This window comes from Desulfosarcina variabilis str. Montpellier (assembly GCF_048565275.1).
GTDB lineage: Bacteria > Desulfobacterota > Desulfobacteria > Desulfobacterales > Desulfosarcinaceae > Desulfosarcina > Desulfosarcina variabilis.
Window position 1 is genome coordinate 3,153,571 of record NZ_CP159846.1, and the last position, 19,513, is coordinate 3,173,083.

The window sequence follows — 19,513 nt, forward strand, 5'->3', positions numbered from 1 at the left end:
CTTTAATGGGCGACCCTTTTCAGCTTTGATCCAGCAACGTACGACTGGCGCAACCCCGTGGTCGAGTTGATTATCGAGCGTATCCGGTAACCTGCCCCAGAAAAAATAATCAGCTTGTGGGCCACCTTGCCTCTACTCCATCAGTCTGTTACCCTTGGCCCCGTGGACTCCTTATTCGGTCCGCGGGGTCAGCGCTTGTTCCAAGGGGTATGGGGAAGATTCGCCATTTTTCTTCTGCTAATTCAAATCCAATGCTTACCTAATAGATGGTGAATGAATCGCTGATTAATGCTATCCTCAGTACAGAATCCCCCAATGCTTCAACATCGGGACTTCGGATACGTTACGGTCTAATTGGGTAACAATACAAGGCCGGGCATCGAAAGAAGGAAAGGCTTGATTATTTTGGACGATAGAAGTTACCAGAAATCATTCATTCTTGATATGGACGGTGTGGTTTATACCGGGTCGCATTTAATTCCAGGTGCGAAAGAATTTGTGAATCGTTTAATCAAAGGGAATTACAAGTTTCTGTTTTTAACGAACAATTCGTATCATACCGCGTCGGAGCTCAGAACACGCCTGCTGGACAGGGGAATCCGTGTACCAGAGGATCATTTTTACACCTCTGCTATGGCCACTGCCAGTTTCCTGAAAGTACAAAAACCAAATGGCTGTTCAGCCTATGTGATAGGTGGTAATGGGGTTTTACGCGAATTGCAGAAGGCGAAAATAAAAATTACATCCAACAATCCAGATTATGTGATCGTCGCCGAGACCGAGGAGTATGACTATGCGAGAATCATAGAGGCGACTCACCTGATCCAAGAAGGTGCAAAATTTATCGCCACCAATCAGGATTTGACCGGACCCAGTCAAAGAGGTCCAGTGCCTGCATGTGGTGCATTGGTTGCTCCGATCCAAAAAGTGACCGGCGTTAATCCATACTTTCTTGGAAAACCGAATCCGGCAATGATGTTTTGGGCAAGAAAGAAACTGGGGGTCCATTCTGCGAACTGCTTTATGATTGGCGACAGGATGGATACGGACATAGTAGGTGGTTTGGAGTCGGGGATGACAACCTGTCTGGTCCTATCCGGAGTGACAACCAGGACGGCAATGACTCGATTCCCGTATCAACCGGATTATGTTTTTCGCAACCTGGGAGAAATTGATCCAGAAATAATCTCCTCAAAAAGGGAGAGGGTAGAAAAATTAAGGTGATTTGACAATCACCTTTTGGCCGTCATTCATGGCGGTTGCATGATAACGGTCTTGCCAGAACACACCTTTTCGTTTTTTTCGCCCTTACGTGGCATGTGTACAGATCCAGCAGCCTGCAATGGGCGCTCCCACGCGGAGCATGGGAGCGAGAGGCAAGTCACTGGAGCTTTATAGAGAACTGGATCGGTTTTTTACCCCCAAAAGTACTCGCCTGATACGTTTCCAGGGAATATTTTCCAAGAATTTATCTTATTATACCAATCTGTTGATTCAGTTACCCGCACTTTAATGGCGGTTACTGTTAAACTTTCATGCGTGACAAACGTTTTACGTGTGCTCAACAATTTGCCATAGTCGCTCAATAAAGCTATATCAATCCTGGTCATCAATGAATATTTTCCGGCGTTCAATTTTCCGAACGATTATATGGCTAATCCACCGATTGGAGAGCCGTGTGCGGGAAAAACACATGCACGTTTCGGAGGTCGGGGAGGGTGTGAACCCTTCCCAACCCCTATTCCCGATAGCTAAATGCTCCTTCAAGAATAATAGTACGGCCACTTAATTCATGGTTCCTTAACGAAAATCCATTATCATCGAATAGATTTCTATAATCATCGATATTTTTAAATTTAACAAAATCGTACCAGCGTGTACCTACTTCTGGATATCCATTCACAATAAAAATTCTGCCATTTTTACATAGAACCCTTTTTATCTCTGAGAACGCCTTACTATGGTTTGTCCAGAAATTTATATTATCAAATACGGTTATGATTTTGATCGATCCATCAGAAATATACATATTTTCAACATCATTGTTGAGTATTTTCACCCTTCCTTCTGAGATTGCTCTTCTATTCATTTTTTTGGATAAATTAACCATATCAGAAGAGATATCTATTCCAAAAACCTGAGCTTTATCGAAGACCTTAGATAGGTGCTTCACGGCGATTCCACCTCCACAGCCAATATCAACAATATTTATGGATTTTTCTTTTTCAGATTTATAAATTTTTTGAACAATTCGTTCATACTGCTTTTTATGTATTAAATTCATAACTCTTCCGGCAAGCTTCCCAATAACGCCCACCGGATTTGCGCCAATTGCTTGTCGATTCATTCCAATATATACCTTTGATTTGAAAAATAGGTTGACTTTTAAAAATTTAAAATTTCTCAAGCTAACATAACCCACCATCACAGGAGAGCAGGGAATGATGACCGCCAAAGGCACGTTAACACAAAATAGAAACAAATTCTTTGATGTTCATGGCAATTCCTCAAACGTAGAGAGTTTTATCCGTCGTCCCGCCATACCATTAAAAAACGAAAGGATGCACTCCACTCAAAAGCAGATCTGACCTCAAAATCTTTTTATCGCGTTGCTGGGTGATGGATAAAACTGGTTGGACTAAGACAATTTGGAGCATATTCTTGAAAAGATTACCATTTTATATGGAGATTGTAAACAGAGGACTACCTCGATGGTTCTGTTGCAAGGGGGGATGAAGCCGTTTTAGCCAAAGCCGCTCGCCTTTTGCGGTCCTGTGCAGGCGAGGGTTATGAGCTGAAATTCATTAAGACCTCAATATGCCCAGTGTGTACATCAACTTTTTCTTTAATAATTTGAAACCCACATTTTTTGTAAAACTCGATACTTTTCGGATTTTCCTTATATACAGTAAGTTCCAACTTGTTCCTTAAGGATTTTGCTTTCTCCATCATTTCTCGTCCAATACCGTTGCTATGAAACTCTGGCGACACAAACATAGCTGCAAGCGTATTACCGTGAAGAGAGAAAAATCCTTTTATAATTTCATTTTCTTTAAAAATATATGTGTCCGAATTGGGGATATATGTTTCACGCATATCAACCGTTTTTGACTTCCAAAATTCCTCATCAATAAAATTATGCGCCTGTATTGAAGCGTTTATCCAAATATTCAAAACATCATTGATTTCTTCTTTTTCAATTTTTCGTATCATGTTGTTTTATGCTTGACCATAACGAAAAGTTGTGGGGTGGCAACCTTCTCAATATGGAAAAGGGTACCACCTCCCACCTATTCGCGATAAGCTGGGCATGGAAAGTTATATGAATTGCGGTTAGAAAAAAAGTTTAAAAATTGAATGTCCCCATTACAACTCATTACAACCCGGTATCGTAGCGATATTTGCCCTTTAGTCTGCTGGACAGTTTGATTTTTGAACTCCAAAGGATCTGCAGGCCCTACCATTCCTGGTGGCTTTATGGTTGACTTTCTACCAAATACCGCTTTACATCCATTTCCAAAATAAATGGTGTATTTTGAAAAATCTATCGATTCCAATGTAGATGCAACTTCCGGATGTTTTTTTTTATATAGTCAACCATAACATCCAGATCTTTTATGTTTTGATACCGTGGTGGCAATGCCGCAATTGCGTACCCAGCAATTATTAAAAAGATCGACAAACATATAATTTTTTTCATGCTTACATCCTGTCTGGTGCGTTTTCTCTTAATCCGGATATTTATCTGCGCAAAGTTGGCCACCGGCGCCCCAATTTTATTTTTTTACTTCTTCGATTTCGATAATACGCCATTTCCCAACCATGTAATGCGGGGACGTCTCTCACCAACAGAAAGCCTTTAGTCTGGATACTTTCGAATCGCTTTACCCTGACTGATTACGGTTTTATCGTCTGATGCTAAAGCTTGAACCGTTATTTCATAAGAATGAACACTCCCAGGAAGTGGACATGGTCCATAGTAGCTGTCCAGTGCACCCTCTTTTATTTTTGATGATCCATCATACGGAATCTCTCCGCCTCCATGTTTTACCGCCGGCATGTCAAGGTCGATCATATTGACTTTGAGGAAACTAGTGTTCTGCGGAATATCCAGCACTCTGATGGGCGGTGATAGGCCTTTGCAACTTGAGTTCTCAGTCCATTGAAATTCGACTTTTAATATTGCCTCTTTTTCAGAACTTTCGGGGTTATTGCAGCTATAAATAACTGATAAGGCAATAAAGAATTGAAAAATCTTATTCTTCATATTGATTCCTTTCTTAATTGAACTGCTATTTTGATTCAGTGAGTTTTGCACGACGAACGGACGCGAGATGGCGAGGCAGATTGCGCCAGTTAAGCGGTGCTGTGCGCCGCTTAACGTTTCGAATCGCCGGTAGAAAAACACAGAGCGAGGAACGAGCGGCGCTTTTTGCTGTCCGAGTGCATGCGATTGTGTACGCCCGGCATGGGCGTGAACTAATGGGGTGCAAGTCCCCTATGTGTGAACCCGATCAGAGCCCCTCTGGCTCAGATCGAAACATTAGCCGACGGCAAGGGCAGCCTCGCGAGGAGCTGTCTGGAGGAAGCCCGAGTGCAAAACTGTGAGCCGACGAACAGAAACGTCATATAAGGCCGAGTCTCCGGGTAAGTTAGCACAACATAACGAAGCCCAGGGTTCAGGAGATACGGTAAATGGCGCGGTTGTGCAGTGACAGTTCACGTCCTTATCCGGGGAGATCTGACCGGCAGGTTGCCACAGACGGCATCCGAAACCATCCGTAGAAACGACCGGCCGGGCAACCGGTTGACCAAGTCCCAATGGCCCCGGGAATGCAGCCGCCCGATGCCATGCAAAGAAACAAAGGGCGCGATCAGGATTGGCTCCGGGTGCTTGTTCGTCGGCAACGCCCTGGCGGGTAACCGTTCGGGTGATCGGTCAGAAGTCAGCAGAGGCCATAGTAGCCCAACGCCCGGCGTAATGGTCGGGACATGGTGAAGGGCCGAACACCAAGCAGGGAAGGAGCCTCCATGAGTTCGCACAACACAACGAAACCGAACGGCGGAGTGCCTGTGCGGCGCGTCACGGAATCGCCCAACCCAGATGAACGCCTGCTCGAATGGATCTTGTCTCGCGCCAATATTTACCAAGCGTGGGATCAGGTCAGGGCCAACAACGGCGCCCCAGGTGTCGATCATATGGCCGTCGACCAGTTTGCCGCATTCGCTCGCGATAAGTGGCCAACGATCCGTCAATCCCTTTTGGCAGGTACATACCAACCCCTACCGGTTAAGCGCGTTCTGATTCCCAAATCATCGGGTGGTAAACGCCCCTTGGGCATCCCCACGGTGAACTCATACTGCACCTCCTACTGCTTCGTTTTGGAATGTTGATTGGATTGGTCTTGAATTTTAGTTGAATTTTTTACTAATTCGGTCAGCTCTTTTTCCTTTTGCGGGTCGATAGAGATCCAGTAAGGCGAACCATGGTTGAGCCTTCTGGCGGTTATAATTTTTCGTTCAATCCAGTGGTAAACGACATACCTACTGACTGTGAACCTATCCATCACTTGATTGACCGTTAGCTCATCAGCCCGTTTCAGTACAGGGCCTAAAATGCCGTGTTTATATCTGATCCACTTGATCATAGATATGGTAAAACGTTTGCTTTTAGCGCTCTTGAGCCCCTCTTCATTAAAAAGGTTGGCAATTTGTGCATCGGTGTAGTTTTGGGACAATTCTCTGACCCTGGCGATAATTTGATCCCCATAGCGAATTTGATCAGAATATTTCGCTGGTATTTCAACCGGGATATCTTCTATGGCTCCACCTTGCCAGCGAATATGCAGTACTATTTGTTTCGGCTCAGCCAGTTTCTCTACGGTGATATCTTTTATGATCAGGCGCAGAATACGTTTGCGATCCTTAGCGCTTGTGCTATGAGCTTTCCATAATTTTGGAAGGTTATGGGCTAGTTTTAAAATTTGGGCTTTTTGATTTTCTGTAGCAGATATCCTGTTTTTTTGTTTGTGTTCATCAAATTTGTGTCTGACTTCTTCGAACTTCAACAGTGCTTCGTTCCACCTTTTTTCCAGTGTTCCGGCCACCAGGCGATTGTCCGGGTCCACCGCTTCATAGCGCCTTTGTGCCAAATTGGCTTCATACTCGGCTCTTTCAATTTGCATGCGCCACTGGTTATCGACAGCTTCCTCTCTTCGTTCGATTTCTTCCAAGGCCTTAACTGCCGCTTCAATCTGTTTTGGTTTAATCACCTCAAGGACTCTGTTGATGACCGGCGTATCAATCAGATCACTGCGCAAGTGCATACATGACCCGGTCGAGAGCCCCTCTCGGCGTTTCCAGTTGCATTCGTAGGTGGGATAGATCCCGCCATTGCCTTTATAGCGCACCGTCAGTCGACGACCGCAACATCCGCAAAGTAAAAGTCCTTGGAGAAGAGCCAACCCTTCCCTGGCCGGGCCTTTTAAAATGGTCTCTTCTCCATTGGTGCGATTACTCTCAATATTTTTTTGATTGTCTATATATTCTCTCCAAGTGATGTAACCTTCATGGTGGTCATTGATTAAAACGGTCCAGGACGACATGGGCATCCTTTTCGCTGTGGAACGAAAGGTCCCATCCGATCCGATCTCTTTAATGCTTTGATACCGGCCATGAACATAAGCCCCGGCATAGGTTGGATTTTTCAATACCCCAAGGACACGGTTTTCTGTCAAGCGGCCCCAGATCAACTTGCCTTTCCAAACACCGCCGTAAGATCGTTTGGGGAAATCCAGACCTTCTTTCGAGAACTTGTGAACCACACCGTAAGCGCTACCAGTCAAGCGAAAAGAATCAAACAAAAAGCGTAGCGCATGTTGAACTTGCATGTCGGGATCGAAAACGATTTTATCTTCATCATCGTAAACATAGCCTACTGGTAAAGGTCGCCTGAGTTCTCCTTTTTTAGCTTTGTTCAACTTCCCGCCTTGGAGGCGCACGCGAAGAAAATGTAACTCGGCTTGAGACATAGTTCCTTTGATGCCTAATAGCAATTGATCGTTGAAGTCCGACGGATTGTAACATCCATCTTCGTCTATGATCAATGTACTCGTGAAGGTGCAAAGCTCCAACAAGCGGTGCCAGTCTGTGCATGATCGGGACAGTCTGGACGCTTCCAGCGCAAAGACCGCACCGGCCTTGCTCATTGAGACCAAGGCGACCAAGCTCTGGAAATCCTTGCGCAGGGCTGCATGTGAACCCGATAGACCCAAGTCCCCATCCAGGATATGAATCATGTTCGCCGGCCATCCCAGTGCGATGGCTTTGTCCCTCAGGGCATACTGGCGCTCGGTGCTTTCCTGGTTGTGCCGGACCTGATTCATGCTTGATTGGCGCAGATAAATATAGGCTGGTTTCTGCAGATGAAATTTTTGAATCTTGCTGTTCATCTTCTACCTCCGCTGTCCAAAGTTGGACGTCATCACATTGCATTGCATTTTCGAGCATGTTAGCCAATAAAATGGCTAACTCTTGAATATCAAAGCAATCCATGGCCATCTAAAGGCTCCGTCAGAGGTATGGAGGGGGTCTGGCTAAAGTTTTTCCCGCCGCCTTATCAGCTCGCGGTTGATTTCGCAAAGCTCTTCCAGAATCGTTTTTATGTGGCGAAAATTTTCTATATATTCTAAAGCTTGCGCTCTGTAATCCAGGGGGATGTAATCCATTTTAAATTTCATTTGTCAATTATTTAATAGAGATATCAAGTTTTTTGAGGAAATCGTTCAGCGCCAAAAGGCCCCGGAAATCAAGTATCAAATTTTCTTGTTGATGATGATCAGGGCTGAAGCTACTATTCTGATCGGTCCATTCAATAGGGACGGCAAATGTTCCGTTAGCTGCCCCCTGCAGGATCAGGGTTTGACAGCCCGAAACGATTCTGGTTTTTAATATAGGAAATTGTTGATCGAGAAGAGGATGAAATGGATGTTTAATTTTAGCGCATCCCGAAGGCTCGCTGTTGTGAAGTGCTTTTACCTTTGACCGTGCCGGTAATCGGTGACAAGCTGGTGCAAACGGCAGCCGCTTCCATCCTGACAGCCATATACGAGCAGGATTTTCTAAATTGCAGTCATGGCTACAGGCACGGAAAAGGCCCACAGAAAGCGGCCCTGGAATTGAGCCAGAGGCTCCACAGGGGCAAATTCGGCTGGGTCTTTGATTGCGATATCAAAGGATTCTTGGAGCCCTCGCCATAATGCCCCCCTTTTTATGAAAGGATTAAAAGAGACCTATCTGTTTGCTTAACACTTTAATATATAAGCCAATTTGTTTGCCGCGACGAACATGAACGGCTTTTAGCTCCCCGCGCTTTACATGTTGCAACACCGTTTGCCGTGAAACACCGAGAATGCTTTTGGCTTCCTTCATCGTCACGTATCCCTCGGGGGCTTTTTCGATAAAGCGAGACCGCAGATCATCAGTCATGCGAATTTGCCAGGGTGCTCCTGCTGTGATCTGTTCACCGGCGATGAAACCGTCAGCAAGCCAGCGATGGACTGTTGAAGCAGCAATGCCGAGTATTTCGGCCGCCTTTGTGATCGTTACCAATTTTCCATCGGTGGGAACCGTCGAAGCATCGAATCGGGGGATTTTCCAATACCGGCGTAAATTTCCGACCTTGTTTGCGGTGAACCGATCACCGCGAGCGGTCTTTCTACCTTGCCGATTGAGTATGCCGGTAATAACTGCATCAGGATAGTGCGCGGCAAGACGGCGCACAAGCTCGATAGTGTCTTGATCAGTCCGGAGAGGGGGAACGTTTTTATATTGCAAATTTACTTCGTGCTCACAGATATTGCCTGTTTTCCATCGCAGGATCAAATGAGCTTTGTTCTCTTTTCGTTTTAAAGAGATGTTTACTTCTTCAAGAAGAATATGAAGCAGCTCTTTTCTATCGCGATCAGTTGTCGTGGGTGCTTGCCAAACGCGTTTGAGATCCTTACCCAAACTAAGAATGCTGTTGCGCTGCTCAGGTGTTAATTTTCCAGGTCTTTGCTTTTGACGCCGCTCAAGTTCTCTCTCTGCATCTTTGAGATCGCTTAGAGATAATTCCCACTGTGTCTCTAATGTGCGAGCCACAAGACGATTTTCTGGCTCTACTGCATGATAGCGACGTTGTGCACGATCAGCCTCGTACCTGGTTCGTTCAACTTGCAGACGCCATTGTTCAAGAGCAGCGTCATAATCCGCTGCAATGTTTTTCTCGGCAAGCAACGCCGCTTTCATTGCGGCAGGAGTGATGGCCTCAAGGAAAGCATTGCCTACTGCTTCATCGATTTTGACACCACCGACACGCATACAATAACGAGCCCGACCTTCCATGGCTTGACTCGCAGCGCAATAATATCCGGGAGTAGAATACTTCCCTTGGTAGTAAACTCTGAGCCGACGACCGCATTTGCCACAGGTGGCGAGACCTTGCAGCAGCGCCGCACCTTCTCGAACAGCTCCTGTGGCTTGATGTTCAACAGGTCTGGTGTTTTTGGCAATTCGAGCCTGAATCATCTCGTAGGTCTCCCAGTCGATAAATCCTTTATGGTGATCCTGGATCAATACCGCCCATTGTTTTTGAGGCAAACGCTTGACTCGTTTTTTTACCTGCCCGAATTCATCCACGAAGGATTCTTGTTTTGTTTTACCATAAGCATAAACGCCTGCATAGACCGGATTCGTTAAGACCGAGTGAATGGCGTGGTAACTGGCCGCAACCCATGTTATCTCTGGCAAAGTGGTTGTTTGCAGTGGGAAATTCAGTTGGTTGGATTGGAACCAAAGCCATACTTGGCGGACTGACCCTATCTGAGCAAATTTTTCAAAAACAGTACGAATAGCTCCGGTGACTGCCTGGTCTGGATGCATTAGGACTTCACCATCCTGTTCACCCCAGATAAAACCGACTGGTAGCCCACGGCGCAATTCACCACGGGCTGCCTTATTGCGAATGCCTCCTTCGAGCCTGGCACGTATCACATGCAGTTCGGCCTCGGCCATGGTTCCTTTCAATCCAAGTAGCAGTCGATCATTGAAAAGCCCCGGATGGTACAAGCCGTCCTCATCACCAATCAGCGTGTCGGTGACACTACACAAATCAAGCAGTCGATACCAATCCGCGTTGTTGCGGGCTACCCTGGAGACCTCGATGGAAAGAATCAGTCCAACCTGGCCTAAGGCAACCTCTGCGGTCATTGTTGTAAATCCACTGCGCTGTATCGTACTGGATCCGGATTGAGCAAGATCGTCATCTATAACCGTTACCTGTTGCTTGGGCCAACCCAAACCAATGGCTCGGTCGACCAACTTATATTGTCGATCGGTAGACTCTCGGTTATATTCAACCTGAGCGGCTGTTGATTGACGTACATACACGTATGCGCATCGTTGCAAGTGGGTTGATGTTACTTTTCTGCTATCGCTCATGGCTTTCCTCCTGACTCTGATTTGCGTCTTGTGAAAGAACCATTTTGCAAATCAGGTTTGCCAGAGCGGCGATGACGTCTTTTTGAAGCTGATGTTCGAGGTTTCTCCAAATTTTCTGAGACTGAGGCGATTCTTTTGGGGTGGCCCAAAGTTGCATTTGTCTTGGCATGATTGCGGCCCTCCTTTGAAGCTTTTTTCGATTCTTGTTTTGAAGAATTGAGCTTACAAAGAAGAGCATCCACTATATTGCGTGTATGGAGCAAGTGGCTTGTAGTGGCAATCAAATTAGATGCCGGAAGGCGGATAGTCGCTGTGGAGTTGCCTTCATTCAGATCAGTCCAATCGGCCGGAATGAGCGATCGGCTCCCGTCTGGCAGAACCAGTGTCAAATTTAATTTTCCATCTCGGTGTGTCCATCCGAGAACTTGCAGGGATTGTCCTTGCAATGGGTGTCGGTTGCGTATTATTTCTACACTTTGAGGAAAACCGTCGAGGTGGGTAGTGTGTCGTGGTTTCCTTCGATACGGTCAACCACGACGTTCTCATGCACCGAGTGGCCCGGAAGGTCCGCGATAAACGTGTCCTGAAACTGATCGGCAAGTACCTGCGTGCCGGAGTGATGGAAAACGGGCGTCTCCAGCAAACCCCGGAAGGGGTGCCGCAAGGAGGACCGTTATCACCGCTTTTGGCCAACATTGTCCTTGACGATCTGGATAAGGAACTTGAACGCCGAAGTCATCGCTTTGTTCGTTACGCCGACGACTTTCTCATTTTCGTGGAAAGCCGGAGTGCCGCAGAACGAGTAATGGCCAGCATCAAGCGCTTTATCGAACGTAAGTTGAAACTCAAGGTCAACATGACCAAAAGCAAGGTTGCCCCCACCGATCAAGCTACTTTCCTTGGCTTCACTTTCAAAGGCAAGAAAATCCGCTGGTCGGACAAGTCGTTCAAAACGTTCAAGCACCGCCTACGGAAATTGACCGGCCGAAGTTGGTTCGTCTCCATGGAGTACCGACTCGAGAAGTTGGCGCAGTATCTCCGGGGCTGGATGAACTACTACGGCATATCGGAGTATTACCGTCCAATCCCGGAAATCGATCACTGGCTAAGAAGGCGGCTACGTATGTGTTTCTGGAAACAGTGGCGCTACGCCCGTACGAAAGTCAGCAATCTTCTCAAACTTGGAACCTACAAGAGAGTCGCGATCCTGACGGCGCTCAGTCGGAAAGGTCCCTGGCATCTATCCCGAACGTTGGCAACCCAAACCGGCATGACCAACCAATGGCTTAAGGATCAAGGTCTGCTATCTGTCAAAGAGCTGTGGGTGAACATCCACTACCCGACTACGGTCCGGTGAGCTTGGTGAAACGCCCAGTGCGGACCCGCATGCTGGGTGTTGTGGGGGCTGGGGGAGAAAAACCCCCGGCTACCCGATTAAGTATGATTTCTGTTTTTCCTCATAAGATTTCCAATTAGCAGCTAGCTCATAGAGCATTCCTATTTCATTCTTCAATGCCTCAATTTCTTCTGCTATTTTTTCACGTCTAAATCTATTGAATTCCCTTTTTTGTGTGATCCACGATATAAGTAAATCAATAACCTTTGTTACTATCAATGTAGATAGGGCCACTATTAAAGTTTGCCACCAATTCATTACTCATTCCTTAGGGTTTAACGGGCTGCGGTAATCCGCAGCCCGATGGCGTGGCGCGAAGCGCCACGCCATCATGTATTAGACGACCGAACAGTCGTCTTATAATACGACACTATTGTTTACGAAATTTTGCTAGGCGACTAATTTGTAGCCTAGCAACCCTATTTAACCTTGCTATATGACTAATTCGTCAAATAAAAAATTGACAGTTCGTAAATTGAGCGGGCAAAATGAACAAATGTTTATATTTCGTGTTTTTCAGACCAGGATTTGAGATAATGATCTATTAAATAGCCGTAATCTATGGTGGTGTCAATATAATTAACTGGTATCATAACTAAACTGGGTGATTCAAATTCTGGTATGCATGAAAACGGGTAAGCATGGTAATACGACAGGTCATTATTGCCTCCCAGAATTTGAACCCCTGACGGGGTTGCCGATCTCACCGCATCTCCCCGGCGACGGGATCTTCGACCGGCGTTAGATGTCTTCCCGCATAGGCGACTATAGCGGAAAGACATCTGCCTTGTATATGCGGCAAGCTCGACAATCGCCCAGTTTAGTCATGGATTAATAAGGATGATTGGTAATGCGCAATTTCTATTTGTCCTTAACTTTTTGATAAATCAACGATATAAATATCAAGACGGCAAGCTTTTCGGCTGATTCTGTATTGCCTGCATCCAGGAATTTACTGGATGCCGGATCAAGTCCGGCATGACGCTGTATGACTTATTTAGTCGCCGGGTTAATAATACCGCAACTGCTTTTCTGAATATCGAACATCGAACGTCCAACATCGAATGATGAGACCGCTTCGCTCCGCCGTTTGATAAAGGAAGAAGCATTCCTTTATTTATGATCGCTTTTGAAGACCGATACCCGCTATAGAAAACGATAGAATTCCACATTCGATGTTCGAAGTTGGACGTTCAGTACTCGATGTTCATTGATCTGGTTTTCAGCCGCCCTTAGAGGCGGGCTTCATCAAGCCACCTGCTATGCAGATGGTCGGTGATTAGCAAAAAGCTCATATTGGCTCAGCATAACTTGTCCTGCAACCGGTCTTTTCCTACTTTTTCACACTATAATGCGGGCCTTTCGGAACCACCGCAAGAACGCAGCGCGTAGGCCTGCGAGAAGTAAAGGTGCACAACAATAAACAGTGCCAGGATTCAAACCAAATGTCTGGGGGATGGCAAACCAGACAGATGATTCGCATGAGGTGTCAGGATGACGACTTTCAGGTTCGGGACATGGCCGGCCGCATGGGTGCTCGTCGGGCTGCTGGCCGGCGGATGTGCCACGGTATCGTTTAAGGAGCACAAGACCCATACGCACGCGATCACCGATATACAGGATACGACACTGGGCCGGTATGCCGCGGCCAAGACCGCCAATTTAGACGGTCAATCCGGATTTTATCCATTAAGCCAGGGCATGGACGCCCTGGGGATTCGGCTTCATCTGGCAGACATGGCGGAAAAGAGCATCGATTTGCAGTATTTTTTGATGAAAAACGATACTGCCGGTGCCGTGATTGCTAATGCGTTGCTCAAGGCGGCGGATCGGGGCGTGCGGGTTCGCTTCCTTCTGGATGATGTTTTCACTACGGTTCCCGATGACAGCTTCCTTCTGATCAATCAACACCCCAACATTGAAATCCGCATCTTCAATCCCGTTTCCCGGCGCGGCAGTTATGCCATCAACTATGTTGCCCAGTTCGATGAGGCGAACCGGCGCATGCACAATAAATCGTTTACCGTGGACAATTCGATCAGCGTTGTCGGCGGGCGAAACATTGCCGACGAGTACTTCCAGCTCAAAGAAAATTCGGTGTTTGTCGACTTCGATGTGCTGGCCGTGGGCCCCATTGCCGAAAAGGTCTCCCGCTCCTTTGATCAATATTGGAACCACGCGCGTGCCGTGCCCATCGACCGGTTCATCGACGATAAAAACGCTGAAAACCTGGATGAGGTTGGGGCGGACATCGCCAACGCGCTTAATGATATCTACGAAACGGTATTTCGCAAGGCCCTGGAGAGCCATTTGCTGCAGGATCTCATTGCCGATCAGGTGCCACTGTTTACCGGACCGGCCCGAGTACTCGCCGATGATCCCGACAAACTCGTCAACCCGATTGACCATGCGCACATGAAACTCGCTCAGGATTTAATCGGCGTTCTGGACCGGGCCGAAGCGGAACTCATTTTTATCACACCTTATTATATACCCGGTGAGAACGGTGTACAGCGTGCTAGGGGTTGGGTGGAAAAGGGCCTGCGCGTCGTGGTGATCACCAATTCACTGGCGTCCACCAACCACGTGCCCGTCCATTCGGCCTATGCGCGCTATCGCCGGGATGTGATCCGGGCCGGGGTCGAATTGTATGAGATGCGTGCCGACGCCGCCCGTGAACTTGACGGCGATGAAAGTGCGCCGGAGAGGCTGACGCTGCATACCAAAGGCATCATCATCGATGGGCGCTACCTTTTCATCGGATCACTCAATCTCGACCCGCGTTCCATCGAGATCAACGCTGAAATGGGCCTGCTGATTGACTGTGCGCCCATGGCCGACCTGTACGTCCGCAACAGTGACGAGCGATTGGCGGCCCTGACCTATCGGGTGCTGGAAAACGACCGGGAAAAGCTGGAATGGCACGGTCAAATCGGCAGCCAGACGGTGATCGACACCCGGGAACCGCTGACCGGATGGTGGCGCCGTTTCAAGGCCTGGTTTATGAAAATTGCTCCGGAAAGTCAGCTATAGTCGCTGGCCTTTGTGGCAGGAGAAATAGCCATGCAAGATTATGTGTCTTCCGTGCTTTTTGTCCACACCATCGAAACCGAACCGCTTGTGGAACGGTTACGCGACCACCCCAGCCAGGCAACGATCAAGCCGGTTTTGTTCGACGCACTCATGGCCGATTCGGAGCGTGTGCTGGCCGGTGTAGAGCATGTGGTGGTCAGCGGGCCCCTGGAAACCATCAAATCCATTGTCCTTTTGGCCGCTGAACATGGTTTCAGTGTCGGGGCCATACCCACCGACAGGCAAAGACGATTGGCCCGGTTTTACGATATCCACACTGACGTGGATTCGGCCATTGATCTCGCCCTTTCTGCCGACCCTGTGACCATGGACCTGGTCCTGTGCAACGGCCATGTGGTGTTGTTTCAGGCAACCGTGGGGCAACTGCCGCTTCTGGATGCACCGGCTGATTCCGGCAAACTCAGTATGCTCAAAGCCGCCCTGCCACGGATATTCAAAATCGATTTGATCAAGTACCGTCTGGCAACCCAGGCGGGAGAAGAGATCATCACCGCCGCCAGCGGATGCATGATTCTGCACCACCCCAAGGGAAGCATTGCGGGGCGGCTGATCGCCGGGGATACCACCATCGCCGATGGGTCCATCGGCGCGCTGATTTCCGCCCCCATGTCCGTCATCAAATACCTGAAATTCCTTTTTCAGTTGATGTCACACTCCGCAGGCAGCGGGAAACTGCTTAGTTCCATCGGCTACCTGAAAAGTCCGGTGATCGAGATCGAACCGGAAACCGAATTGGATATATGGATCGATGGTGAAAAACAGGCCCGTACGCCATTGCGATGCGAGGTGAAAGCATCAGCCATACGGATCAATGCGGGGCCGGCGATTCGATCCGAGGCACCCACCGGACAGATAGGCGCGCAACGGGTGGATACCGATCATCTGCCCAGGGGCAAGGAACTGAAAAAGGCCTGGAAGCGGGAGCGGATTCCCTTCTTCTCCTATGCTTCGGAAGAACGGTTTTATGACCTGTTCACGGCCCTTCGCGATGATTCAAAAATCAATGGGCTCTATCTGGTATTGATGGTGCTCAGCACCATGCTGGCCGCGGCAGGGCTCTACCTGGACAGCGCATCCGTCATCATCGGCGCCATGCTGCTGGCCCCGTTGATGGCACCTATTGTGAGCCTGGCCATGGGACTGTTGCGAGGTGAGGAGACGATGATCAGGAACTCGCTGGTCAAGATCCTGGCCGGCATCGCCATTGCCTTGATCGCGTCCAGCTTTATCACTCTGATTTTTCCTTACCAGGCGGTCACCGGAGAAATGCAGGCCCGTTTGAATCCAAGCTTGCTGGACCTGGCCGTGGCCATTATTTCCGGTGTTGCCGCGGCATACTCCAAGTCATTCAAGGAAATTATTCAGAGTCTGGCCGGTGTGGCCATCGCTGTTGCCCTGGTGCCCCCGCTCACCGTGGCCGGTACCGGTATCGGATGGGGAGATTTTCACTTTTTCTCCCAGGCATTTCTGCTGTTTTCCACCAACCTGGTCGGCATCATCATTGCCGCGGCCTTGACCTTTCGTATCCTGGGATTCTCACCGGCCATCCGCAGCAAACGCAGCATGGGCATCGTGCTGTGTCTGTTGGCGCTGATATCCGTGCCGCTTTGCATCTCCTACGGCCGGATTGTCGAAAAACGTCTAATGGAACAACGCTGGCAAAAGGAACGTTTTCTGGTCAACGGAAAGTATATCATTGTCGAGCAGGCCGATCTTCGAGGGATAGGGGGCAAACAGGTCGTGGTCATGGAAGTCGTTGTCCGGGATTTACTGAACCGACAGGACTTGAAAGAATTCAAAAAGAAAATCAAGATCCACTTTCCCGGGAAACTGATCGTTCGTGTTAAAACCATTTACTTACCATAAGGGGGCAGGGGGATGTGTCTCACAAGGCGAATCACGATGATCATTTTCACGGCGCTTTTGGCATTTGGATGTGAACCCGCACCACCCTCTATAACGCCCAGCGGCAATATCATCAAAATCGGCATCATCGCGCCCTTTTCCGTATCGGATGTGGCCAAAGGCGAGGAAGGCCTGCGCGGTATCCACACGGCCATGGCAATGCATCCCTTGCTGAATAACGGGGACAAGGTGGAACTAATCGTCAGGGACGACCAGAACAACCCCGCCAAAGCGGTGCAGGCACTAAAGGAACTCACTCATACCGAACAGGTGGCGGCAGTCTTGACCTTGTCCGGCAGCGAGACGGTGCTGGCCATGGCCGGTCAGGCAAACGTCCATCAAATCCCGATCGTGGCGGTTCTGGCCACTCACCCAGACGTGACCAAAGACAACCACTGGGTCAGCCAAATCTGTTTTGACAACATTTTTCAGGGGCAGGTAGCGGCCTTTTTCGTCAGAGACGATCTGTTGGTGGACCGGGTGGCGATATTTAAAACACCCACCAATATCTACTCCAGCAACCTGGCGGCCGAGTTCAAAGACCAATTCCGTGCGCTGGGTGGAGACGTTACCGATGTTGTTGAGATTTTGGGAGAAGAGGCCGACCTAGTCCAAACCTTGACGCGGGTCAGGGAAAAGGACCCCGAACTGCTCTATATGCCGCTTGCCGCCCAGGATGTGATCGCCATCCAGCAAGTCCTTAAACAGATGGGATGGGATCCTAGAGAAATGGCCAGCGACGGCCTGCTGGCTACGGTTATTTCCCAGCACACTGAGCACCTGGACCTGCTGGACGGCCTGCTGGCCACCGAATTTTTCCATTATCTCAGCCAGGTCACCGAATTCGGCCAGCGGGCGAAAAAAGCCCACAAGGGCAGGGCGACCAGCTATACCGCCATGGCCGTCGAGGGCTTCTCGATTCTTCTGGATGCCATGAACCGCTGTGATGATCCGGCGGATCGGGATTGCATCAACCGCCAGATTCGGTCAACCACCGACTTTGAAGGCCTTATCGGAAAAATCAGCATCGACGCCAAGGGCAAGGCCCACCGGCCGCTGATCGTCAATGGGATCAAGAACGGACGAATGCAATATATTGTAAAAGTGTATTAGCGCCTGTTTGATAAATCCGTCTAAGGCCCGCTAACGGCGTTGGAAAGTGTCTCAAAATGCTCACATATTACCTATATGCTCCGCTTTTGAGCCACTTTCCGCCTTGTTATCGGGCCTGATCAAGACTTCTCAAACAGGCGCTTAGATCGTGAAAAAAAAGAACCGCGCCGTTTAAACAAACACGGCGCGGTTCTTTTGGCAGGAACGCAGTTAATGGATTGGCAAGCTAATGTTGCATTTCCCCTATATCAGCATATTGGGAATTGCCGTGGACAGCCACGGTACAAATGCAAGCACGAACAACGCGATAATATAGATAAGCAGCGGGGGAATGATCGCCTTGGCCACTTGAACAAACGACAGCTTGGTGATCGCCTGGGCGGTATAGAGCAGCAGGCCAAGGGGCGGCGTGATATACCCGATGCCGAGCCCGACGCTGAAAAGCAGGCAGTAATGAATGGGATCGATCCCCATGTGCTTGGCGATGGGCATCATGATCGGAATCATGATCATGATGGCACCGATGGGATCCATGAACGTGCCCACAATCAAAAGGGCGATACAGGTAAAGATCAGGTAAACCGATGGGTTGGGGATGTAAACCATGGCGACCTCCAGCAGGGTCTGGGGAATTTGCTGAAGGACGATATACTCGGAGATGACGCCCGCACCACTGACCGTGATCACCAAGGATCCGCTGATGATGCCGTTGACAACGATCAATTCCTGCAAGTCTTTGAATGTCACAGCCCGGTAAATAGCCATCTCGACGATCAGCACCAGCACGGACGCGACCACCGATGCCTCGGTGACGGTAAACGCACCGGAATAGATACCGCCGAAAAGCACGGCAATGATGAAAATACCGAAAAAGGCTTCCTTCCCGGCGATGAGAAATTCTTTTATGTTAAACGCTTCACGGGCTTCTTTTCCCAACCCTTTGGAATGCGAGACCCACCAGGCATAAAGGGAGAGCAGGAACATGATCAAGGCACCCGGCAGATATCCGGCCGCGAACAGGCGCAGAACCGATTCGCCGGCTGTCAGGGCGCAGATGATCATGATAATGCTGGGAGGGATGATCATTCCCAGAATCGATGCGGCGGTTACCAGCCCCACGGAAAACGCCTTGGGGTATTTGTACCGTTCCATATTGGGAAACAAAACACCGCCGATGGTGACTACGGTAGAGATGGCAGACCCGCTGATGGCGCCAAAAACACCGGAAGACATGACCGAGGTAATGCCCAGGCCGCCGGGCAGCCAGGATACGGTTTTCCAGGCAAACTGCACCAGCCGGTTGGCCGACTGACCTCTGACCATCACCGATCCCATAAAAATGAAAAAGGGGATGCAAATAAGGGAGAAGTTGTCGAGCTTCTGCAGCATGGTCTGCGCCACAAAGGTCAGGTCCATACTGGCAAAGAAAAACAGGCCCAGCACACCGGTAAAGTAGAGGCAGATGTAGATGGGAATGCGCAGCATCAACAGCGCAAACAGAATCAAGAGCATGATGATGATTTCCAT

16 protein-coding genes are annotated in these 19,513 nt (G+C 48.8%); 7 read left to right on the plus strand and 9 right to left on the minus strand.

From position 1 onward, the window contains the following. Nucleotides 1-396: 396 nt before the first annotated feature. Nucleotides 397-1,224: an HAD-IIA family hydrolase gene (locus Dvar_RS14025; RefSeq protein WP_419662325.1), complete on the plus strand. Its 828-nt coding sequence runs from the start codon at nucleotides 397-399 to the stop codon at nucleotides 1,222-1,224. A 514-nt stretch (nucleotides 1,225-1,738) separates the two neighbouring features. Here Dvar_RS14025 and Dvar_RS14030 read toward each other — a convergent pair. Beyond that, the gene (locus tag Dvar_RS14030) at nucleotides 1,739-2,347 is read right to left on the minus strand and encodes a methyltransferase domain-containing protein (protein WP_419662326.1); all 609 of its coding nucleotides are present in this window, start codon (nucleotides 2,345-2,347) and stop codon (nucleotides 1,739-1,741) included. Between the two features lie 94 nt (nucleotides 2,348-2,441). Here Dvar_RS14030 and Dvar_RS14035 point away from each other — a divergent pair, with 94 nt between their 5' ends. Beyond that, nucleotides 2,442-2,588, plus strand: a complete 147-nt coding sequence (locus Dvar_RS14035) for a hypothetical protein (RefSeq protein ID WP_419662327.1) — start codon at nucleotides 2,442-2,444, stop codon at nucleotides 2,586-2,588. 199 nt (nucleotides 2,589-2,787) lie between these two features. Here Dvar_RS14035 and Dvar_RS14040 read toward each other — a convergent pair whose 3' ends face one another. Together Dvar_RS14040 and Dvar_RS14045 are read right to left on the minus strand one after the other, a co-directional pair. After that, nucleotides 2,788-3,213 carry a GNAT family N-acetyltransferase gene (locus tag Dvar_RS14040; protein ID WP_419662328.1) on the minus strand — a complete coding sequence of 142 codons (426 nt, stop codon included), beginning with the start codon at nucleotides 3,211-3,213 and terminating at the stop codon, nucleotides 2,788-2,790. Between the two features lie 646 nt (nucleotides 3,214-3,859). Further along, complete coding sequence (locus Dvar_RS14045; RefSeq protein WP_419662329.1) at nucleotides 3,860-4,267, minus strand: hypothetical protein; 408 nt, start codon at nucleotides 4,265-4,267, stop codon at nucleotides 3,860-3,862. Nucleotides 4,268-5,031: 764 nt separating this feature from the next. Here Dvar_RS14045 and Dvar_RS14050 point away from each other — a divergent pair. Next, nucleotides 5,032-5,394, plus strand: coding sequence for a hypothetical protein (locus Dvar_RS14050; protein WP_419659582.1), 363 nt, complete (start codon nucleotides 5,032-5,034; stop codon nucleotides 5,392-5,394). Here the strand turns inward: Dvar_RS14050 and Dvar_RS14055 are convergent. The 4 genes from Dvar_RS14055 to Dvar_RS14070 all read right to left on the minus strand — a co-directional run bounded on the left by Dvar_RS14055 (nucleotide 5,370) and on the right by Dvar_RS14070 (nucleotide 10,648). Further along, nucleotides 5,370-7,451 (minus strand): recombinase family protein, encoded by a 2,082-nt coding sequence (locus Dvar_RS14055; RefSeq protein ID WP_419662330.1) that lies wholly within the window; start codon nucleotides 7,449-7,451, stop codon nucleotides 5,370-5,372. The genes Dvar_RS14050 and Dvar_RS14055 overlap by 25 nt on opposite strands. 295 nt (nucleotides 7,452-7,746) lie before the next feature. Beyond that, nucleotides 7,747-8,160 (minus strand): DUF5372 family protein, encoded by a 414-nt coding sequence (locus Dvar_RS14060; RefSeq protein ID WP_419662331.1) that lies wholly within the window; start codon nucleotides 8,158-8,160, stop codon nucleotides 7,747-7,749. 120 nt (nucleotides 8,161-8,280) lie between these two features. After that, a complete protein-coding gene (locus Dvar_RS14065) occupies nucleotides 8,281-10,479 on the minus strand; it encodes a recombinase family protein (RefSeq protein WP_419656366.1) in 2,199 nt (732 codons plus the stop codon). Beyond that, on the minus strand, nucleotides 10,469-10,648 hold the full coding sequence (locus Dvar_RS14070; RefSeq protein WP_419656365.1) for a hypothetical protein: 180 nt from the start codon (nucleotides 10,646-10,648) through the stop codon (nucleotides 10,469-10,471). Before Dvar_RS14070 ends, Dvar_RS14065 begins: the two co-directional genes overlap by 11 nt. A 339-nt stretch (nucleotides 10,649-10,987) precedes the next feature. Here Dvar_RS14070 and Dvar_RS14075 point away from each other — a divergent pair, with 339 nt between their 5' ends. Next, the gene (locus Dvar_RS14075) at nucleotides 10,988-11,836 is read left to right on the plus strand and encodes a reverse transcriptase domain-containing protein (RefSeq protein ID WP_419659581.1); all 849 of its coding nucleotides are present in this window, start codon (nucleotides 10,988-10,990) and stop codon (nucleotides 11,834-11,836) included. 69 nt (nucleotides 11,837-11,905) lie between these two features. Here Dvar_RS14075 and Dvar_RS14080 read toward each other — a convergent pair whose 3' ends face one another. Beyond that, nucleotides 11,906-12,133, minus strand: coding sequence for a hypothetical protein (locus Dvar_RS14080; RefSeq protein ID WP_419662332.1), 228 nt, complete (start codon nucleotides 12,131-12,133; stop codon nucleotides 11,906-11,908). 1,236 nt (nucleotides 12,134-13,369) lie between these two features. On the opposite strand from Dvar_RS14080, the gene Dvar_RS14085 reads away from it, so the two are divergent. The 3 genes from Dvar_RS14085 to Dvar_RS14095 are packed head-to-tail and all read left to right on the plus strand — an operon-like array spanning nucleotide 13,370 to nucleotide 17,986. Further along, entirely contained in the window at nucleotides 13,370-14,908 is a 1,539-nt protein-coding gene (locus tag Dvar_RS14085) for a phospholipase D family protein (protein ID WP_419662333.1), read from the plus strand. 30 nt (nucleotides 14,909-14,938) lie between these two features. Next, a complete protein-coding gene (locus Dvar_RS14090) occupies nucleotides 14,939-16,834 on the plus strand; it encodes a DUF389 domain-containing protein (protein ID WP_419662334.1) in 1,896 nt (631 codons plus the stop codon). Nucleotides 16,835-16,870: 36 nt separating this feature from the next. Further along, nucleotides 16,871-17,986, plus strand: coding sequence for an ABC transporter substrate-binding protein (locus tag Dvar_RS14095; RefSeq protein ID WP_419662335.1), 1,116 nt, complete (start codon nucleotides 16,871-16,873; stop codon nucleotides 17,984-17,986). A gap of 243 nt (nucleotides 17,987-18,229) precedes the next feature. On the opposite strand, the gene Dvar_RS14100 is transcribed toward Dvar_RS14095, so the two are convergent. After that, on the minus strand, nucleotides 18,230-19,513 hold the full coding sequence (locus Dvar_RS14100) for a TRAP transporter large permease (protein WP_419662336.1): 1,284 nt from the start codon (nucleotides 19,511-19,513) through the stop codon (nucleotides 18,230-18,232).